The 19,396-nt window shown below is 64.6% G+C and carries 19 protein-coding genes; 8 read left to right on the top strand and 11 right to left on the bottom strand.

Annotated elements, in window-relative coordinates:
- Positions 1 to 2 precede the first annotated feature (2 nt).
- Entirely contained in the window at positions 3 to 2,069 is a 2,067-nt protein-coding gene (locus tag ACX80O_RS08505) for an acetyl/propionyl/methylcrotonyl-CoA carboxylase subunit alpha (RefSeq protein WP_459333176.1), read from the bottom strand.
- Positions 2,070 to 2,074: 5 nt separating this feature from the next.
- Complete coding sequence (locus ACX80O_RS08500; protein ID WP_459333175.1) at positions 2,075 to 3,679, bottom strand: carboxyl transferase domain-containing protein; 1,605 nt, start codon at positions 3,677 to 3,679, stop codon at positions 2,075 to 2,077.
- A 162-nt stretch (positions 3,680 to 3,841) separates the two neighbouring features.
- Here ACX80O_RS08500 and ACX80O_RS08495 point away from each other — a divergent pair, with 162 nt between their 5' ends.
- The 3 genes from ACX80O_RS08495 (at position 3,842) to ACX80O_RS08485 (ending at position 5,539) form a co-directional block, all read left to right on the top strand.
- Positions 3,842 to 4,450 carry a TetR/AcrR family transcriptional regulator gene (locus tag ACX80O_RS08495; protein ID WP_459308005.1) on the top strand — a complete coding sequence of 203 codons (609 nt, stop codon included), beginning with the start codon at positions 3,842 to 3,844 and terminating at the stop codon, positions 4,448 to 4,450.
- Positions 4,451 to 4,500: 50 nt separating this feature from the next.
- A complete protein-coding gene (locus tag ACX80O_RS08490; RefSeq protein WP_459308006.1) occupies positions 4,501 to 4,968 on the top strand; it encodes a GNAT family N-acetyltransferase in 468 nt (155 codons plus the stop codon).
- A gap of 316 nt (positions 4,969 to 5,284) precedes the next feature.
- Positions 5,285 to 5,539 carry a DUF2283 domain-containing protein gene (locus ACX80O_RS08485; RefSeq protein ID WP_459333174.1) on the top strand — a complete coding sequence of 85 codons (255 nt, stop codon included), beginning with the start codon at positions 5,285 to 5,287 and terminating at the stop codon, positions 5,537 to 5,539.
- A 182-nt stretch (positions 5,540 to 5,721) separates the two neighbouring features.
- On the opposite strand, the gene ACX80O_RS08480 is transcribed toward ACX80O_RS08485, so the two are convergent.
- The 3 genes from ACX80O_RS08480 to pdhA are packed head-to-tail and all read right to left on the bottom strand — an operon-like array spanning position 5,722 to position 9,442.
- Positions 5,722 to 7,203 (bottom strand): dihydrolipoamide acetyltransferase family protein, encoded by a 1,482-nt coding sequence (locus tag ACX80O_RS08480; protein WP_459333173.1) that lies wholly within the window; start codon positions 7,201 to 7,203, stop codon positions 5,722 to 5,724.
- A complete protein-coding gene (locus ACX80O_RS08475) occupies positions 7,203 to 8,210 on the bottom strand; it encodes an alpha-ketoacid dehydrogenase subunit beta (RefSeq protein ID WP_459333172.1) in 1,008 nt (335 codons plus the stop codon). Before ACX80O_RS08475 ends, ACX80O_RS08480 begins: the two co-directional genes overlap by 1 nt.
- Positions 8,210 to 9,442, bottom strand: coding sequence for a pyruvate dehydrogenase (acetyl-transferring) E1 component subunit alpha (pdhA, locus tag ACX80O_RS08470; protein ID WP_459333171.1), 1,233 nt, complete (start codon positions 9,440 to 9,442; stop codon positions 8,210 to 8,212). Before pdhA ends, ACX80O_RS08475 begins: the two co-directional genes overlap by 1 nt.
- A gap of 155 nt (positions 9,443 to 9,597) precedes the next feature.
- Between pdhA and ACX80O_RS08465 the strand changes: the two genes are divergently transcribed.
- The gene (locus tag ACX80O_RS08465) at positions 9,598 to 10,077 is read left to right on the top strand and encodes an Lrp/AsnC family transcriptional regulator (RefSeq protein ID WP_459333170.1); all 480 of its coding nucleotides are present in this window, start codon (positions 9,598 to 9,600) and stop codon (positions 10,075 to 10,077) included.
- A gap of 99 nt (positions 10,078 to 10,176) precedes the next feature.
- Here the strand turns inward: ACX80O_RS08465 and ACX80O_RS08460 are convergent, their stop codons facing one another.
- Together ACX80O_RS08460 and ACX80O_RS08455 are read right to left on the bottom strand one after the other, a co-directional pair.
- On the bottom strand, positions 10,177 to 11,799 hold the full coding sequence (locus tag ACX80O_RS08460; protein ID WP_459308011.1) for a monocarboxylic acid transporter: 1,623 nt from the start codon (positions 11,797 to 11,799) through the stop codon (positions 10,177 to 10,179).
- Entirely contained in the window at positions 11,796 to 12,179 is a 384-nt protein-coding gene (locus ACX80O_RS08455) for a DUF485 domain-containing protein (protein WP_459308012.1), read from the bottom strand. The genes ACX80O_RS08460 and ACX80O_RS08455 overlap by 4 nt, the downstream gene beginning before the upstream one ends.
- A 225-nt stretch (positions 12,180 to 12,404) precedes the next feature.
- On the opposite strand from ACX80O_RS08455, the gene ACX80O_RS08450 reads away from it, so the two are divergent.
- The 4 genes from ACX80O_RS08450 (at position 12,405) to ACX80O_RS08435 (ending at position 16,288) form a co-directional block, all read left to right on the top strand.
- Complete coding sequence (locus tag ACX80O_RS08450) at positions 12,405 to 13,592, top strand: sensor histidine kinase (protein WP_459308013.1); 1,188 nt, start codon at positions 12,405 to 12,407, stop codon at positions 13,590 to 13,592.
- A gap of 73 nt (positions 13,593 to 13,665) precedes the next feature.
- Positions 13,666 to 14,400, top strand: coding sequence for a LytR/AlgR family response regulator transcription factor (locus ACX80O_RS08445; protein WP_459308014.1), 735 nt, complete (start codon positions 13,666 to 13,668; stop codon positions 14,398 to 14,400).
- 10 nt (positions 14,401 to 14,410) lie between these two features.
- Positions 14,411 to 14,794 (top strand): DUF485 domain-containing protein, encoded by a 384-nt coding sequence (locus ACX80O_RS08440; protein WP_459308015.1) that lies wholly within the window; start codon positions 14,411 to 14,413, stop codon positions 14,792 to 14,794.
- 18 nt (positions 14,795 to 14,812) lie between these two features.
- Positions 14,813 to 16,288: a sodium/solute symporter gene (locus ACX80O_RS08435; RefSeq protein ID WP_459308050.1), complete on the top strand. Its 1,476-nt coding sequence runs from the start codon at positions 14,813 to 14,815 to the stop codon at positions 16,286 to 16,288.
- A 7-nt stretch (positions 16,289 to 16,295) separates the two neighbouring features.
- Here ACX80O_RS08435 and ACX80O_RS08430 read toward each other — a convergent pair whose 3' ends face one another.
- From ACX80O_RS08430 to pyrH, 4 genes are all read right to left on the bottom strand, one after another.
- A complete protein-coding gene (locus ACX80O_RS08430) occupies positions 16,296 to 16,874 on the bottom strand; it encodes a DivIVA domain-containing protein (RefSeq protein ID WP_459308016.1) in 579 nt (192 codons plus the stop codon).
- A gap of 34 nt (positions 16,875 to 16,908) precedes the next feature.
- Positions 16,909 to 17,874, bottom strand: a complete 966-nt coding sequence (locus tag ACX80O_RS08425) for a phosphatidate cytidylyltransferase (protein WP_459333169.1) — start codon at positions 17,872 to 17,874, stop codon at positions 16,909 to 16,911.
- Positions 17,874 to 18,431: a ribosome recycling factor gene (gene frr / locus ACX80O_RS08420; RefSeq protein ID WP_459308018.1), complete on the bottom strand. Its 558-nt coding sequence runs from the start codon at positions 18,429 to 18,431 to the stop codon at positions 17,874 to 17,876. Before frr ends, ACX80O_RS08425 begins: the two co-directional genes overlap by 1 nt.
- A 110-nt stretch (positions 18,432 to 18,541) precedes the next feature.
- Positions 18,542 to 19,282 (bottom strand): UMP kinase, encoded by a 741-nt coding sequence (gene pyrH / locus ACX80O_RS08415; RefSeq protein ID WP_459333168.1) that lies wholly within the window; start codon positions 19,280 to 19,282, stop codon positions 18,542 to 18,544.
- Positions 19,283 to 19,396: the final 114 nt, after the last annotated feature.

Below are 19,396 nucleotides of genomic sequence, written 5' to 3'. Positions count from 1 at the left end.
ACTTACGCTTCTTCTTTCCTTGGGGTGTGTCCTGCGGCGGCGGGCAGGGTTTCTGTGGCGTGAATTCGTGCGACGACCTGGTTGGCTTTGACCAGATCACCGGCTTTGAGGTGGATGGCCACCGTGCCGGCGACGGAGGCCGTCAACTGGTGTTCCATCTTCATGGCCTCGACGCTGAGGATCGGCTGTCCCGCGACGACCGTGTCGCCGTCGGCCACTGACACCGAGGTGACGGTTCCTGGCATTGTGGAGCGCACCTCGGGGTCGGCGGTCCCGTCGGCCCAGGCGATCTGCGACAGCTGGGTTTCGAGGCGCTCGGCACGTTCAAGAATCCGGACCGACGTCGACCACCCGGCGTCGGAATACCAGAGGGTAGCCCCGTCCTGTTCGACGGCAGCCCGACGGCGGATGCCATCCACCGTGACGATGCCCTGTGCCCGATCATGGGTCACCGACCGGGACAACCCGTCGCCGATCCGAACGCCGTACCCTGTCGCTGTCGGCTGCACCAGCACCTCCCGCACATCGTCCGGTGTGACGGCGAGATGCAGCGTGCGGGGTCGGTGCGCGCCAATCCGCCACCCGTCCCGACGCGCCCAGGGCGAGCCGGCGGTGGTGGCGTCCGGTGTCCCCGCCCCGACGGCTGCAAGGATCGACACTTCCTCGTCGGAAATACGGCGGAACGCCAATCCCGGCAACTTGCGTTCGATCATGGTGGTGTCGAGACGGCCGGCGCGGACGTCGTCGTCGTTGATCAGCAGCTTGAGGTACTCGATGTTGGTGCTGATGCCCAACACGACGGTGTCGGCGAGCGCCTGGTCCAACCGGTCGAGGGCCTCGGTGCGGTGCCGACCCCACGCGACCACCTTGGCGAGCATCGGATCGTAGCTGGCCGAGATGTCGAGTCCGCCGAGCAGGGAGCTGTCTACCCGGATTCCCTCGCCGACTGGTTCCACGAGGTGGACTACTGTACCGGTGGAGGGCAGGAACCCCGCCTCCGGATCCTCGGCGTAAACGCGCGCCTCAACCGCGTGGCCGGTGAGCACGACGTCGTCCTGGGACACGGTGAGCTTCTCGCCTGCCGTGATACGCACCTGCCACTGCACCAGGTCGATGCCGGTGACCAGCTCGGTGACAGGGTGCTCCACCTGGAGCCGGGTGTTCATCTCCATGAAGAAGAACTCATCGGGCGCGTCGGCTGACACGAGGAACTCGACGGTTCCCGCTCCGCTGTAGTCGACGCTGCGGGCAGCGTTGCAGGCGGCTTCGCCGATGCGGGCCCGGGTTGCCTCATCCAACAGGGGCGAAGGGGCCTCCTCAATGACCTTCTGGTGCCGGCGCTGCAGCGAGCACTCCCGCTCCCCCAGGTGAATGACGTTGCCGTGGTTGTCGGCCAGGACCTGGACTTCGATATGTCGCGGCGTGAGGATCAGGCGTTCCAGGAACAAGGTGTCGTCCCCAAACGCCGACGCGGCGACCCGGCGCGCGGTCGGCAGGGTCCCGGCGAGGTCCTCCGGGCGTTCGACCACGTGCATCCCCTTGCCGCCACCGCCGGCCGAGGGCTTGATCAGCAGGGGGAACCCGACGTCGGCCGCAGCCTCCAGTAGCTGCTGATCGGTCAGCCCCGGCTGGGCAATACCAGGCACCACCGGCACCCCGTAGTCCATCACATGGTTCTTGGACCGGATCTTGTCGCCCATGACGTTCAGGGCGTGCACCGAGGGACCGATGAAGGCTATTCCGGCGTCGCTCAGCGCCTGCGCGAAGGCCTGATTCTCACTGAGGAATCCGTATCCGGGATGGACCGCCTGGGCGCCGGTGCGCCGGCAGGCGTCGAGGATGGCGTCGATGGACAGGTAGCTGAGCGCTGGTGACGCTGGCCCGATCCGCACCGCTACGTCGGCTTCCCGCACATGGAGGGCACCGGCGTCGGCGTCGCTGTAGACGGCGACCGACCGGATGCCCAGCGTACGGAGGGAACGGATCACCCGGCACGCGATTTCGCCGCGGTTGGCCACGAGGACGGTGTCGAACAGGGCGCAATCGGTATCAGGTTCGATAGGTAACATCTCGCTCACATCCGGAAAAGGCCGAAGGAGGTGTCCCGGACCGGCGCGTTGGCACAGATGTCCAATGCGAGGCCGAGCACCGTGCGGGTATCCGCGGGGTCAATAATGCCGTCATCCCAGAGGCGGGCCGTCGAATAGTAGGGGCTGCCCTGCGCCTCGTACTGGTCACGGATCGGGGCCTTGAACGCCTCTTCGTCCTGAGCGCTCCACTGCTCGCCGCGTCCCTCAAGCTGGTCCCGCTTGACGGTACCCAACACCGATGAGGCCTGATTGCCGCCCATCACCGAAATCCGGCTGGACGGCCACATCCACAGGAACCGCGGCGAATAGGCCCGCCCGCACATCGAGTAGTTACCGGCCCCGAAGGAGCCGCCGACGACGACGGTCAGTTTGGGGACCCGGCAGGTGGCGACGGCGGTGACCATTTTGGCGCCGTTCTTGGCGATTCCACCCGCCTCGTAGTCGCGGCCGACCATGAAGCCCGACAGGTTTTGCAGGAAGATCAGCGGAATCCCGCGCTGGTCGCAGAGTTCGATGAAGTGGGCTCCCTTGAGGGCCGACTCGCTGAACAGCACACCATTGTTGGCGACGATGCCCACCTGGTGGCCGTGCAGGGTGGCGAAGCCGGTGACCAAGGTCGTGCCGTACTCCTTTTTGAATTCGTGGAACAGGCTGCCATCGACGAGCCGGGCGACGACTTCGCGGGCGTCGTAGGAAGCGTTGACGTCGGTAGGGACGGCCCCGTACACCTCGTCAGGGTCGACTGTTGGTTCGGCGGACTCCGTGATCTCCCAGGCCGGCGAGTTCCGGGGCAGGGTGGAGATGATGTCACGCACGATCTCCAGCGCATGGGTATCATGCTCCGCCAGGTGATCGGTGACCCCCGAAATTTTCGAGTGGACGTCTCCCCCGCCCAGTTCCTCGGCGGTGACGATCTCGCCGATCGCCGCTTTCACCAGGGGCGGCCCACCGAGGAAGATGGTGCCCTGATTGCGGACGATGACCGTCTCGTCGCTCATCGCCGGAACGTAGGCTCCGCCTGCGGTGCAGGACCCCATGACCGCTGCAATCTGGGGGATTTTCCGGGAGGACATGGTGGCCTGGTTGAAGAAGATCCGGCCGAAGTGCTCCTTATCGGGAAACACCTCGTCCTGCCTGGGCAGGAACGCCCCACCGGAGTCCACCAGGTAGACACACGGCAGGTTGTTTTCCAGCGCAATCTCCTGGGCGCGCAAATGCTTCTTCACCGTGAGGGGGTAGTAGGTGCCGCCCTTCACGGTTGCGTCGTTGGAAATCACCAGCACCTGGCGTCCGTGAACCAGTCCGACACCGGCGATCACGCCCGCGCCGGGGCATTCGTCGTCGTACAGGCCGTTGGCAGCCAGCGGTGCGATTTCCAGGAAAGGGCTACCGTCGTCGAGCAGTTGATCGATGCGCTCGCGCGGGAGGAGCTTGCCGCGGGCGACATGCCGCTCACGCGACCGCGGCGGGCCCCCGAGAGAAGCCGCAGCGAGCCTCTCACGCAGTTCGGTGACCAGTTGCCGCTGCGCAGTGTCGTTCGCGAGGAAGCCGGGGCTGGTGGGATCCACCTGGGATGTCAGCGTCTGCATAGGGGTCTTTCCCTGACTGGTCGCTCGTCGACGAGCGGACCGTCTGTTTGGAAGCACTTTCAGTTAGTATGTACTAACTGAGTTTAGGTTAGTAGCTAATAACCGACTTGTCCACCAAAATGGGGTGACCGGTCCATGAGACCGCACGAGATGGGGGCGACAATGGAAGCTTCTGCTCCGAGTCGGATGACCGGCCGCAGCATGGCGAAGGCCTCCCGGCGCGCTGCGCTCCTGGATGCTGCGGCCCAGCTGTTTGCCGATCGAGGCTACAACGGTGTCTCCATCGAGGACCTCGGCGCCGCCGCCGGCGTCAGCGGTCCGGCCGTGTACCGTCACTTCAGCAACAAGCCAGCGGTCCTCGCGGCGCTCCTGGCCGGGGTCAGCGAGGATTTGCTCCGTGGCAGTAACGCCGTGGTAGCGAACGCCCCTGATCCGGCGTCGGCGCTCCGGGGACTGATCGAGTTCCAGGTGGATTTCGCATTGCGCAATGCCAATGTGATCAGGGTGCAGGATCGGGACCTCAACAGCCTGACCCCCGAGGATGAGCACACTGTGCGGTTCCTGCAGCGCCAATATGTGGAAGTGTGGGTGGATATCATGGCCAAACTCCTGCCCGACGACGACCCCGCCCAGCTTCGCCGCAAGGCCCACGCGGCCTTCGGACTGATCAACTCGACTCCGCACACGACTCCCCGCCGGAAAAGCAGTAGCGACATTTCCGACCTGCGACTCCTGCTGGAGAAAATGGCATGGTCGGCGCTTAATGCGTAGTCCATTGCCTAGTACCCTGTTTCTACCCGCCACCTAACCGAAAGTTCGATGTGACTTCACTACGCGCCGTTGAACCCTCCGACCTGGACGAGTTTTTCACCCATCAACTCGATCCCAGCGCCAACCACATGGCTGCCTTCACGGCCAAGAACCCAGCGGACCGTGGGGTGTTCAACCATCACTGGCAGAACATCCTCAACGATCCCCAGATCACCGTGCGCACCATTCTCAACGACGGCGCAGTGGTCGGCAGTATCCTCGCCTACCGTAACGACGAAACCCCCGAGATCAGCTACTGGATCGATAAGGCCCAGTGGGGTCAGGGCATTACGACGGCGGCCGTGGGGCTGTTCCTCGAAGAGTTCACCGACCGACCCATCCGTGCCCGCGCCGTGGTGGACAACGTCAATTCCATCAAGATCCTCGAACGCTACGGCTTCGAGCACATTGGCGAGGTCCAGGGATTCGCCAACGCCCGCGGCGCCGTCGTCAAGGAACTGGTGCTGGAACTCCGCTAAACCCTCCAGGCTCCGCGACGCTTCTTTACTGTCGCGTTCCGGTGGGTACCGGAGGGTACCGCCGGGTACCGGTGGGTACCGCCGGGTACCGGTGGGTACCGCCCCGGTCCGGTGAACCCCGCTCCACTCAGGTGGGGAATGTGGACCAGAGGGAGGGACATATCGGACACTGATGCCCGGATTGACCCGCCTGGTCCACTTCGCTCACCAGAATCGGGTACGAAACTCACCGGAACCGATGACGAAAGCCGTGTAGCGCCGTCGTCAAGGAACTGGTGCTGGAACTCCGCTAGACCCGCAGGATCAAAGGTCGACCATGAAGATTACCTACGACAAGCAGGCTGACGCCGCGTATGTCATGATTGCCCATCAGATCAGGGATTGGGAGTCGGGCACGCAGGTGCATGAGATAGCGACGCCCGGCGGACACGGCGAGATTGCGCTGGATTTCGACAGCCAGGGACGCTTGCTCGGCGTAGAGGTTCTTGGCGCCGGGCGGGTCCTCCCGGCCGGGGTCCTGGCGGAGGCCGAGCCGAATCAGGACACCGAGCCGGCTCAGGACACCATCTGACCCGATCCGTTCCGCTCCGGCCCGTTCTGCTCCGGTGAGCAAGGTAGACCTGAGGGAGGGACAGGTTGGGCACCGAGGCCCGATTTGACCCCTCCGGTCCACTTTGCTCACCGTCATCGAGGGTGAAGCCGGCCTGCAGCCACCCATTCGAAAGTGAGTCTGCTGCCCGCGCGTCGCCTCTGCTAGATCATGGTCAGGACCATGCCGGGATCGGACAGGATGGTTCCGATATCGGCAAGGAACCGTGATCCCTGCTCTCCGTCGACCAGCCTGTGGTCGAAGGACAGGCTCAACGTCATCACCGAGCGCAACGCGATCTCGCCCTGGTACTCCCACGGGGTCCGACGGACGGCTCCCATCGCCAGGATGGCTGCCTCCCCCGGATTGAGGATCGGCGTGCCGGCATCGATCCCGAACACCCCAACATTGGTGATGGAGATGGTCCCATCGGAGAGGTCGGCCGGGCTGGTCTTCCCAGCGCGTGCAGTCTCGGTGAGTCCGGTCAATGCCTGAGCGATCTCCTTGAGCGTCAGCTGATCGGCATCCTTGATGTTCGGCACCATCAGTCCCCGCGGCGTCGCGGCAGCAATGCCGAGGTTCACGTAGTGGTGCTGCACGATCTCGGAACTGGCAGCGTCCCAGCGGGTATTGACCGTCGGGTTGCGGTCCGCCGCAATACAGAGCGCCTTGGCGACCACTGTGAGCGGGGTGATCTTCACACCGGCAAACGCCCGGCTGGCTTTCAGCCGTGCGATGAGGTCCATGGTGGGCGTGACATCGATCGTGAGGAACTCGGTCACGTGCGGCGCGGTAAACGCGCTCGCGACCATCGCCGCAGCGGTGTGCTTGCGGACTCCCTTAATCGGTGTCCTGGTTTCCCGCTGGGTTGACCGCTGCGGCATGGCGGCCGTCTCCGGCTCAACTACCGGTTGCTCGCGGTGGCTGACCGCGCCCACCACATCGTCACGGGTAATCAGCCCGGCGGGACCGGATCCGGTCACCGATGCGAGCTCGATCCCAAGGTCGCGGGCAAGCTTCCGCACGGGTGGAGTGGATCGGGGACGTCCCGACGGAGAGGTGGCCAGCGGGCTAGCCGTTGGTTCAGGCGCCGGCACAGCGCGCGGCAGCACAGCGGGTGCCGGCGCTAGTGCCGCTGGTACCGCTGGTACCGCTAGTGCCGCTGGTACCGATACTGGCAGCAGGCTCGCTACAGCCGATCCACCTACAGCCGCTCCGCCTCGCGCACGCCGGGCCGGACGGCCACCCTTCTCGACTGCTGCGCCATACCCCACCAGGTTGGGTTCGCGTTTGGCGGGGACATCCCCGTCGGTCGTTCCCGCAACAGCCTCCGCGCGGTCAGAACCCGCGGCCGCCGGCCCCCCGACCCCGGGGATCCCTCCCTTCGCTCCTTCGACAGCTGGAACATCAAACGAAATGATCGGTGCCCCTACCTCGACCACCGTGCCCGGCTGCTCGTGCAGCCTGGCGACCACCCCGGCATAGGGCGACGGCAACTCGACCACCGCTTTGGCGGTCTCGACGTCGGCAATGATCTGGTTAAGTTCGACGACGTCGCCCTCGGCGACATGCCAGCTGACAATCTCCGATTCGGTCAGACCTTCGCCAAGATCCGGGAGCCTGAATTCCTTGATCACAGTTGCCACTACCTTTCGAGCCCGCTCAGCGAATTGGTCCGTCCCAGGACGCGGTCAACGCCGTCGAGAATACGATCCAGATCGGGCAGGTGATGAAATTCGAGTTTGGAGTACGGGTACGGGATGTCGAAGCCGGTCACCCGAACCGGTGCGTGCTCCAGATAGTCGAAGCAGCGTTCGGTGATGCTGGCAGCAATCTCAGCGCCCAATCCGCCCGACTGTGCCGCCTCGTGAGTGATCACCAGCCGGCCGGTCTTACGCACCGAAGCCTCAATGGTGGCGAAGTCGATGGGGGCGAGCGACCGCAGGTCAATCACCTCGACGGAGACACCGTCGTCGGACGCCGCGATTGCCGCGTCCCGCGCGGTGGGAACCAGCGGACCGTACGTGACCAGGGTGACGTCGCTGCCCTGGGTGACCACGTGAGCGTCTTCCATCGATGTTGCTGACAGGTCGATCGACTCATCCACCTCGCCCTTGACGTGGTAACGGCGCTTCGGCTCGAAGTACAGCACCGGGTCGTCGCTGGCGATCGCCTGCTGGATCATCGTGTACGCGTCCTGCGGGTTGGAAACGCTCACCACCCTCAACCCGGAGGTGTGGGTGAAGTAGGCTTCCGGCGACTCGGAGTGATGCTCGGGTGACCCGATGCCCCCACCAAACGGCACCCTGATGGTGATGGGCATCTTCACGGCGCCCTGGGTCCGGTAATGCAGCTTCGCCACCTGGCAGACGATCTGGTCAAACGCCGGATAGATAAACCCGTCGAACTGGATTTCCACCACCGGTCGGTACCCGCGGTACGCCATCCCGACGGCGGTGCCCATGATGGCCGACTCGGCCAACGGGGTGTCAAGGACACGGTGCTCGCCGAAGTCTTTCTGCAGCCCCTCAGTGATGCGGAAGACACCGCCGAGCTTCCCGATGTCCTCACCCATGAGGATCACCTTCGGATCGTTCTCCATGGCCCTGCGCATACCGGCGTTGATGGCCCGGCCAAAGGTCATCGTGGACATTAGTGGCTTCCTTCCGTGGCTGACCCGCTGGCATCCTGTGACGCTGAATCAAAAGGCGCTGAATCGTCAGACGCCAAGTCAACAGGCGCCGAGTCGAACGACGCCAGGTAGCGTCCGTAGTTGTCCTGCTGACGGTCCAGCCAGGAATTGGGGGTGCTGTAGACGTGCTTGAAGACGTCCATCGGTTCGGGCTCGGGCATCTCAATGCAGCCGGCGCGGAGTTTCGCGGCGACGTCGTCGGCCTTGGCACCGACCGTGGAAATGAAGTCGGCGGTGAGCAGACCCAGTGAGTCAAGCAGCGCCGACAGCCGGGAAATGGGGTCCTTTGCCGCCCAGTCCTCAAGTTCGTTCGCGTCACGATATTTGGTGGGGTCGTCGGCTGTGGTGTGGGGACCCATCCGGTAGGTGACGGCCTCAATGAAGCTCGGCCCGCCGCCGGTCCGTGCCCGGTCAAGCGCTTCGCGAGTGACCGCCAGGCAGGCAAGCACGTCGTTGCCGTCAACGCGTACCGAAGGGATCCCGAAGCCGGGCGCCCGGTTGGCAATGGGAACGTGTGCCTGCAGGCCCACGGGTTCCGAGATGGCCCAGTGGTTGTTCTGGCAGAAGAAGATGACCGGCGCCTGGTAGCTCGCGGCGAAGACCATCGCCTCGTTAACGTCCCCCTGGCTGGTGGCGCCATCGCCGAAGTAGGTGACAGCTACCGAGTTCGCACCATCCTGTTGGATCCCCATCGCATATCCGGTGGCATGCAAGGTCTGCGCACCGATGATCACCTGCGGGGTGGCCATGTTGATCGAGAAGGGGTCCCAACCCGCCGACGCGTTGCCCCGCCAGACCCGCAGGATGTCGGTGAAGTCAACCCCCCGGCAGTACGCCACCGCGTTCTCGCGGTAGCTGGAGAAAACAAAGTCATCCTCACGCAACGCGCGCCCCGAACCGATCTGCGCTGCCTCCTGCCCCAACAGGGGCGGCCACAGTGCCAGCTCTCCCTGCCGCTGCAACGCGGTTGCCTCGGCGTCGATCCGGCGCACCACCACCATGTCCTCGTAGAGCGCCTGCAGCGCCGGGCCGTCGACGTCGGCGACCCACCGGTCGTAGTGTCCGCTCGTTCGCCGAACACCCGAGGGTGTCAGGAGCTGGATCAGTGTGTCTTCTCCGGCGGAAGTGGCGTCATTCAGGGGCACAATTACACAACCTTCAATGGTGTGGTCGGGCCCCCATCCGGATCGCATGAGACGGAAAGGGAAGCCTGATCCTTGACCTCCAGGCGTCTTTACCCAAAGATACTGTGACCCTACTCACAGGCGCCATGGAGCACAACCGATAACCGTTTGATTGAGCACAATGCCAGATATCCGGCATCAGCACCGTGTTAGCATTGCGCATTATGCTACCCTTGGATTCTACTGACACTCGCCTCCTGATCGCCCTGGCGAAAGACCCCCGGCGCACGGTCGTGGCGCTGGCCCAAAAGCTGGGTCTGTCCCGCAACACGGTACAGGCCAGGATGGCTCAGTTGGAGAAGAAGTCGGTGTTCCTCTCCTTCGAGCGCCGGATCAATCCGGTAGCCCTGGGCTACCCGCTGATGGCGTTCATTCACGTCCACGTTCAGCAGCAAAAACTCGCCGCCATCACTGAACAACTGGCCGATATTCCCGAGGTGCTCGAAGCGTACGGGCTCACCGGTCAGGCGGACATCCTGGTACGGGTGGTGTGCGCCGACGCCGAGGACCTCTTCAGGATCAACGGGAAAATCCTCGGCTGCGACGGGGTGGAACGATGCGATACCTCCCTGGCCATGGGGGAACTGGTTCCCTTCCGGGTTAAGCCCCTCCTGGAGCGCGGGCCCCGTCACCCGGGCAAGTAGGGAGCGGCCGGGTCAGGCACAACCCCCTTACACGGCAGCAGGCCGACCCGATGTCGGGTCGGCCTGCTGCCGTGTAAGGAAATGATCGAACCCGGCGACTTAGTGTTCAGTCGCCTTTTCCGCGCCGACCCCGGTCAGGGACCGTACTTCCATTTCCGCCTGCTTCTGCGGATCCTCGGTGGTCTTGGCGAGGACGCTACCCAGCCAGCCGAGGAAGAACGCCAGCGGGATGGAGACGATACCCGGGTTGTTCAGTGGGAACAAGACGAAGTCGGCGCCCTGAATCATCGAGGTCTCCTTGCCCGAGACGACGGGCGAGAAGGCGATGAGCAGCAGTGCTGAACCGAGCCCGCCGTACATGCTCCAGATCGCACCCTGGGTGTTGAAACGCTTCCAGAACAGCGAGTAGAGGATGGTCGGCAGGTTGGCGCTGGCTGCAACCGCGAAGGCCAACGCCACCAGGAAGGCGATATTCTGCCCCTGCGCGCCGATGCCACCCAGGATGGAGAGGATGCCGATCACGACGACGGTCCGCCGCGCCACCTTCACCTCACCGTCGGGATCCAGGTTGCCCTTGCGGATGACGTTCGCGTAGATGTCGTGAGCGAACGAGGCTGCGGCAGTGATCGTCAAACCGGCGACGACGGCGAGGATCGTCGCGAACGCGACCGCCGAAATGATGCCGAGCAGGATGGGCCCGCCCAGTTCAAACGCAAGCAGTGGTGCTGCCGAGTTGACCCCACCCGGAGCGGCCTGGATGCGATCCGCGCCGATCATGGCGCCGGCGCCGTAGCCGAGGACCAGGGTGAACAGGTAGAACCCGCCGATCAGCCAGATGGCCCACACCACTGAGCGGCGGGCTTCCTTGGCGGTTGGTACGGTGTAGAACCGCATCAGCACGTGCGGTAGTGCTGCGGTGCCGAGGACCAGCGCCAGGGCGAGGGACACGAAGTCCAGCTGCGAGGTGCTGGTGGCACCGTACTGCAGGCCCGGGTTGATGATGTCGGGGTTTCCAGCGGTTTCCATCGCTGCACCCAGCAGCGTGGAGAGGTTGAAGTCGTGGAGAGCAAGCACCCAGATGGTCATGATGAACGCGCCGGTGATGAGCATGACCGCCTTGATGATCTGCACCCAGGTGGTGCCCTTCATCCCACCGATCAGTACGTAGAGGATCATCAACCCGCCGACGACGGTAATGACCAGGGACTGACCGATCCGGTCGTCGATCCCCAGCAACAGGGAGACCAGTCCGCCGGCGCCAGCCATCTGTGCGAGCAGATAGAAGAAGCAGACGGCCAGGGTGGTGATGGCGGCGGCGATGCGCACGGGGCGCTGGCGCAACCGGAACGAGAGGACGTCGGCCATGGTGAACTTGCCGGTGTTGCGGAGCAGTTCCGCCACGAGGAGCAGGGCCACCAGCCAGGCCACCAGGAAGCCGATGGAGTAAAGGAATCCGTCGTAGCCGTTGATGGCAATAGCACCGACGATTCCGAGGAAGGAAGCCGCCGAGAGGTAGTCGCCGGCAATGGCGGTGCCGTTCTGCGGTCCGCTGAAGGACCGGCCCGCTGCGTAGTAGTCGGCGGCGGTCTTGGTGTTACGGCTTGCACGGAGCACGATCACGAGGGTGACGGCGACGAACAAACCAAAAATGGTCATGTTCAGCCATGGTTCACCGACCTGGGTGCTTTCGACCGTCTGCATCGGCAGGGAGACCGGCATCATTTGTTCACTCCTGGCTTTTCAGTGAAGACCTCCGGAGCGGTGACCTCAAGCTCGTGGCGGATATCCGCGGCGATCGGGTCGAGCTTCCGGTTGGCGTAGGTGACGTACCCCATCGTGATGGCGAAGGTGGTGACGAACTGCAGCAGGCCCATGATGAGCCCGATGTTGATGTTTCCCCAGACCGGGGTGGACATGAAGTCCGTCGCGTAGGACGCCAGCAGCACATACAGGAAGTACCAGAGCAGAAAGAAGACTGCCATGGGAAAAACGAAACTGCGGTGGCGTTTGCGCAGTTCCACGAACTGCGGATTCTTCTGGTATGCGGTGAAGTCGACGGTCGCTGTGGTGCCAGCTTCCGGCGGCGATGGCTCGGTAGCCATGGTTCCTCCTCGTTGAGAACGTCTTCCACGCCGGGCCGACTCCGATTCGGTTGGGAGCAGCGACAGGCGCGTGAAGGTGTGACTCCCATCACCTTGCGTCCTGCGAGCGCGGTTTCACAGTACCGCAGCACGGTGTATCGCTCAGTGGACGCTCAGCTGCGGTGAGCGGACCCCTCGTGCGGCGAGTGGGACGACCGCGGAGTGGTTGACGGCTACTGTTGAGCAATGTTCAGCACTGCCGTCGACACCGCCCTGGTAGGCGCCATCGTCTCCCTGACGATCGCCATGGTTGCTGCCCTGGGATTCAAGCTGTCCCGCTCCTACCGAGACCTGGGGTCCGACGCCGACCGCGCCACCTATGCGACCCTGCACACCGCGGCGCTCGCGTCGGAGCACCTGCGTGCCGGGCTCACCCCCGCGGGAGCCTCGAAGGCCAGCAAGCATTTACGCAGCCTGCTGCGGTGCGACACGCTCCTGATCACCGACGAAAGCGCTGTGCTCGCCTGGGATGGTGGGCGCGAGATGCCCGAGCAGGTGATGGACCTGGTGCAGCAGGTCCTCACCAGTGGGCGGACCCAGATTTTCAGGGAGGCCCAGTTGGGCCCGGCCGCAGTACCAGGTGACGGGCAGGTGGTGATCTCCCCGATCCGCGTCGACAAGCGGGTGGTCGGCACGGTGGGCGCCTTCGCCCCGCACGTCAATGCCGGCCTGGTACGGGCCGCCAACGAGGTGGCCGGCTGGGTGTCCACCCAGGTGGAACTCGCCGAACTTGACTCCTCCCGGACCCTGCTGATGGAGGCTGAGGTGCGTGCCCTCCGCGCCCAGATCAGCCCCCATTTCATCTACAACTCGCTCAACGCCATCGCATCCTTCATCAATACGGACCCCGTCCGGGCCCGCGAACTGGTGGTGGAGTTCGCCGACTTTACCCGGTACTCCTTCCGTCGGCATGGTGACTTCACCACCGTTGCGGAGGAGCTCCGGTCCATCGACCGCTACCTGCTGCTGGAGCGTGCCCGGTTCGGGGACCGACTGAAGGTGAGCCTGGAGATTGGCCCCGAGGTGCTCAGCACAGTCATTCCGTTCCTCAGCCTCCAGCCCCTGGTGGAGAACGCCGTCCGGCATGGCCTCGAATCCACTGACGGATCGGGTCACATCACCATTACGGCGCACGACGCCGGAGCAGTCGCCGAGGTGACGATTGAGGACGACGGCGTCGGCATGGATCCCGACTATCTGCGGTCAGTCCTCGCTGGGCATACCGACGGGGTACATGTTGGGCTCCGGAACGTCGATCAGCGGCTACGCCAGGTGTACGGCGAGGATCACGGGCTCGCCATCGACACCGCGGTGGGCGCTGGCACCATGATCACCCTGCGGATCCCGAAGTCGCAGCCAGACCACCACGCCTGAGCACCTGTCCCACATCACAGGTGACACAGCCCACGTCACACGTCGACCGGCAGGTGCGCGTAATCTGGAGCACATGGTCAATGTTGTCATCGCCGACGATGAGCTCCCCGCAGTTGAGGAACTGGCTTTCCTACTCGCCAAGGATGCGCGGATCGACACCATCCACCGTGCCTCCAGCGGCGCCGAGGCACTGCGCGCCCTCGAGACCCACGACGTCGACGCGTTGTTCCTCGACATTCACATGCCGGCCCTCTCCGGCCTGGACATCGCCCGGGTCATTTCCCGGTTCAGCCGACCTCCCGCCGTCGTCTTCGTCACCGCTGACGAGGACCGTGCCCTTGAGGCGTTCGATCTGCGGGCCGTCGATTACCTGCTCAAACCGGTGCGGCTGGAACGCCTCGCCGAGTCTGTCCGGCGTATCTGTGAACTGATGGAAGCGGGCCAGGACGGCACCGCGGCCGCGCCCGAGGTGATCACCGTCGATCAGGGCGGTATCAGCCGGATGATCCGGCGGGACGATATCCGCTACGTCCAGGCGCAGGGCGACTATGCGCGCCTCCACACCGCCGAGTCGAGCTACCTGATCCGTATTCCCCTCAACGATCTGGAGCGTCAGTGGGCCGACGCCGGCTTCCTGCGGATCCACCGGTCCTACCTGGTGGCGATGAACCAGGTCCGTCAGGTCAGGATCGGGGCGGGCCGCGCATCGCTCCTCGTGGGGGACGCCGAGCTTCCGGTCAGCCGCCGGCACCTTCCGGTGGTGCGGGACAAGCTTGAGGCCACCCGCCTCCGGCCCCGACAGCCGTGAGGTGCCCTCGATGACGACGCCGGACGGCGTACCCCAGCGGGTGCGGGTCACCGCGCCGCGCAGCGCCGCCCGGCCGGTTGGCGGCTCCTACCCGGTCACCCGGGAAATGGCCGAGCAGTCGGAGGTGGGCGAACTGTTTGTCCGTTCCTTGATCCGGTCCCAGCTCAGGCTCGCCGTGGTGGTCGCCGCCGGCTTCCTGGTCATCCTGATTGGTATCCCCGTGATGTTGGCGGTCTTTCCACAAATCGGGAATCTTTCGGTGTTCACCATCCCGGTGCCCTGGCTCCTGTTGGGGGTGGGCGTCTACCCGCTGGTCATCAGCTGCGCGGCCCTCTACGTGCGCAGCGCTTCCCGCAACGAACAACGTTTCAGGGACCTGGTCGATGAGGACTAGGCCGCTGTGAGCGCTGAACTGAATCCGGTGGTCGGCTACCTGGCGCTGGCCCTGGTCTCCCTGAGCACCGTGCTGATCGGCATCTATGGGCTGCGGATCTCGCGGACCACCGGCGACTTCTACGTGGCCTCGCGGACCGTACGGCCCTGGTGGAATGCGTCAGCGATCGGCGGCGAATACCTGTCGGCTGCGAGCTTCCTCGGCGTCGCCGGGCTGATTCTCATCTCCGGTGTGGATGCACTCTGGTTTCCGATCGGGTACACGGCCGGGTACCTGATGCTGCTCCTCTTCGTGGCCGCTCCCCTGCGGCGCTCCGGCGCCTACACGATCCCCGACTTCGCTGAAGCCCGCCTCGAATCGCTGATGGTGCGGCGCGTGACCAGCCTGCTCGTCGTCGTCGTCGGCTGGCTCTACATTGTGCCGCAACTGCACGGGGCCGCACTCACCGTCCAGATCACCACTGGGCTCCCGCCGTGGGTGGGCGCGGTGGCGGTGGTGGTGGTGGTCTGCCTCAGCGTCGTGACCGGCGGGATGCGGTCCATCACTTTTGTGCAGGCCTTCCAATACTGGCTCAAGCTGACCGCGCTGGCGGTGCCGATCGTCTTTATCCTGCTGCGGCTTTCCGCAACCGGGAGCCCGATCACCGATGCCGGTGCGGTGTTTGCTACCGAGCTAAATATTGTCGGGGACGCATCGCTGTACCGCAATATTTCCCTGGTGATCGCGCTGCTGTTCGGCACTCTTGGCCTGCCCCATGTGCTGGTGCGTTTCTACACCAACCCGGACGGCGCCTCGGCTCGCCGGACCACCCTCATTGTGCTGGGCTTGCTGTCGGTGTTCTACCTGTTCCCCACCATGTACGGGATTCTCGGCCGGATCTATACCCCCGATCTTGCGGCCGACGGCACCGCCGACGCCACGGTCTTGCTACTCCCGAGCCGTATCTTCGAGGGTACCGCCGGGGATCTGCTGTCGGCCCTGGTCACGGCGGGGGCGTTTGCCGCGTTCCTCTCGACGACCAGTGGGCTGGTGGTATCCCTCGCCGGGGTGGTCAGCCAGGAGTTCTTCCAGGGCAGCGTGCGCGGGTTCAGGCGGGCCGCAGTGATTTCGGCGTTGATCCCCTTGCTGTTGGCACTAGCCACCAACACGCTGGCGTTGGCCGGCAGCGTGAGCATGGTGTTCGCCTTTACTGCCTCCACGATCTGTCCGCTCCTGCTGCTCGGAATCTGGTGGCGCGGGCTGACCGATGTGGGAGCCGTTGCGGGCATGCTCGCTGGGGCCGTACTGTGCGGCGGATCTATCCTGACCGCGGCGGCGCTGGGGCCAGCGGCGGCGCGCTACGAATGGCTTGAGCAACCCGCGTTGTGGACGGTGCCAGCGGCGTTCGCTGTCACCATCCTGGTGTCGCGGCTGACCGCCCGCCGGACGCCGGGAAGCGTGTCACGGGTCCTGGCCAGGCTGCATACACCGGAACCGGTGCAGGGACCAACGTAGGCCGCAACTAGTCGATGGCTGCCATCAGTTCGACCACGCGGTCCATGAATGCGTCGACCTGGGTTTCCTCGTAACCCTCAGCGCCCACCGCGTCACGGAAGACGGAGCGGCGTACGACGTCGACACTCAGCGGAGCATCGCTTTCGAAGTAGGCGAGAAGTTCGTTGCAGAGGGTGTCGACGTCGTCGACGTTGTAGCTGGCGGCCTTCCGCCTGGTGGGACGCCTGAACCTTTCGCCGGGCTCACGGTGCAGCCTGCTTCGCAGCACGGCCGAGGAGCGGCCAATCTGCATGAGCCAGACGTCCTCGCCCTTCGCCGAGATCAGGCGGTCGCGCTCGCGCTGCGCGAAGACGTCCTCCAACCGGTCCAGCGCAGCGTCGACGGCCTGCGGCTCGTAACCACCCTTGGCGGGGTCGAAGGCCATCGACCGAACGTCGATGCTGCTCACCGGGCCACCGGTCAGGTCTTCCGTGTTGTAGAACTCGCGAGCCCGGGTGAGAAAGCTGTCCACTTGCCGAAGGTTGTAGCCATACTCCCGGCGTCCCACCCGCGCGAAGGGAGAGCTGCCCTGACGAGCTTCGTCCATGGTGTCCTGAGTCCTTTGGGTTGTGCGGCCGGGGCTAGAGGAATCCCGGTACCAATGTAACTGACAGCACGAACGCAACCGGGGAGGCGAAGACAATGGAGTCGAGCCGGTCCATCATGCCGCCGTGCCCCGGCAGAATATTGCCCATGTCCTTGACGCCCAGTTCACGTTTGATCATTGACTCGGCGAGGTCCCCGGCGGTCGCGGCGGAGACGGTGGCCACTGCCAGGACGAGGCCAAACCACCAGGGCCGCTCCAGGAGGAACACCGCTGCAACGGTTCCCACCAGCACGGCGCCGCCCACTGAACCGGCGAACCCCTCCCATGACTTCTTCGGGCTGATCTTCGGCGCCATGGCGTGCTTCCCGAAGAACGCTCCGATCAGATAGCCGAAGGTGTCGTTAGCGACCACCAGAAGAAGCAGCGTCGCCACCAGCAGCTTGCCCGAAGGTTCCCGCAACAACAACATGGCGAAGCTGAGCAACAGTGGTATCCAGAGCACAACGAAAATGCCAGCCGTGATGGATCTCGCTGCATCCGGTGCCGGATCGACACTGCGCCATAAGGCCAGGGCGGTGGTGGATAGGACGACGGCGTAGGCCAGGGCCTCGGGGCCGCCGAGGTAGGCAGCAAACGGCAGCGCAATCGTCGCAACGATGGCGGGTACCAGGGGAAGCCGAATCTGTCGCACCTCGAGCGCCCGGGAAACTTCCCAAACGCCGAGCAGTGCAAAGGCTGTGGAAATCGCCACGAAGGCAATGGGCAGGTAGAGGATCCCGCCCAGCACCGACCCGAGGAGCGCGACTCCCACGGCGATTGCCGCTGGCAGGTTTCTTCCTGCCCGGGATGGGCCCTTCGGCGTGCCACGGGTCTTCCGCCCGGACCTGCGGCGGAGCTGCCGGGTGCCGGGAGCCTGCTGGGCGCGCCGCCCCCTCACCACGGCGTCCACGCTGGCCGCTGGCTGGGCGCCGGTGTTAGCAGAGTGGTGGGTGTCGCTCATCAGACCTCGAGCAGCTCGGTTTCCTTGCGCTTGAGCAGCTCGTCGATCGTGTCTGTGTGCGATTTGGTGCGGGCGTCGAGGTCTTTTTCGCCTCGCGATCCCTCGTCTTCGCCGGCGCCGCCGTCCTTGACTGCCTTATCAATGCCGTCTTTCGCCTTGCGGCGGATGTTGCGGATGGCAATCTTGGCGTCTTCGGCTTTCGTCTTGACCAGCTTGACGTATTCTTTGCGGCGTTCCTCGGTCAGCTCCGGAAGGACCACCCGGATAATGTTGCCATCGTTTGATGGATTGGCGCCTAGGTCGGAGTCCCGCAAGGCCCGTTCAATGTCGTTCAGCGCCGCCCGGTCGAAGGGTGTGATCAGGAGGGTACGCGCCTCAGGGTTCTGGAAGGACGCCAACTGCTGGAGCGGCGTTGGAGCGCCGTAGTAGTTGACCATGACCTTGGAGAACAGCGAAGCGTTGGCACGTCCGGTGCGGATGGTGGCGAAATCTTCCTTCGCGGCCTCCACCGCCTTATCCATTTTCTGGGTGGCCTCTAGCAATGTTTCGTCGATCACTGTAACTCCTAAGCAGTGCGCCCGCTGAGGTGCAGCGGCGCGTCGTCCGGTTCGATTTCCAATCCTAGTTCACGCGGGCCGCCCCGCTGGGGCAAACCGGCGGAGTCCGCCTAGGTGGTGACGATGGTCCCGATCTTTTCGCCGAGGATCGCCCGGGTGACGTTGCCCTCGCCCTCCATGCCGAAGACGACCATCGACAGGTCATTGTCCTTGCACATGGTCATGGCTGTCTGGTCCATGACCCGGATGTCCTGGCGCAACGCATCATCGTAGGAAAGCGTCTCAAGCTTCTTCGCTGTGGGATCCTTATGCGGGTCGGCGGTATAAACGCCGTCGACACCGCTCTTGGCCATCAGCACCAGGTCAGCGTGCACTTCGAGGGCCCGCTGCGCCGCGACCGTGTCGGTGGAGAAGTAGGGGAGCCCCGCCCCGGCGCCGAAGATGACGACGCGGCCCTTCTCGAGGTGGCGGATGGCGCGGCGCGGGATGTAGGCCTCGGCGACCTGCCCCATCGTGATGGCGCTCTGTACCCGGGTTTCGACACCCGCCTGCTCCAGGAAGTCCTGCAAGGCCAGGCAGTTCATGACGGTGCCGAGCATGCCCATGTAGTCGGCGCGGGACCGGTCCATGCCGCTCTGCGAAAGTTCGGCTCCCCGGAAGAAGTTACCGCCGCCAACGACGATGGCAACTTCCACCTGACCGACCGTCGCGGCGATCTGCTTCGCTACCGAGCGGACCGTCTCCGGGTCGACGCCGAGCTTGCCACCGCCGAAGACTTCGCCGGAGAGCTTCAGAAGCACCCGACGTCGTTGGCTTTCCTGGCCATGCGTGCCCAAATCAGAGTTATCCATTGTGCCTCCAAGGGCGGTTGCGGGGTTCGTTGCTAAAAGAATACGTTGCGGTGCCGTCTGGCTTGTCCCATGGGGCAGGAAAAAGGGGTGATCACCGTGGTAACCACCCCTTTG

Source organism: Arthrobacter glycogeni, assembly GCF_054511155.1.
Note: the sequence above shows the minus strand (reverse complement) of the source record. Positions and strands in the feature narration are given on the sequence as shown.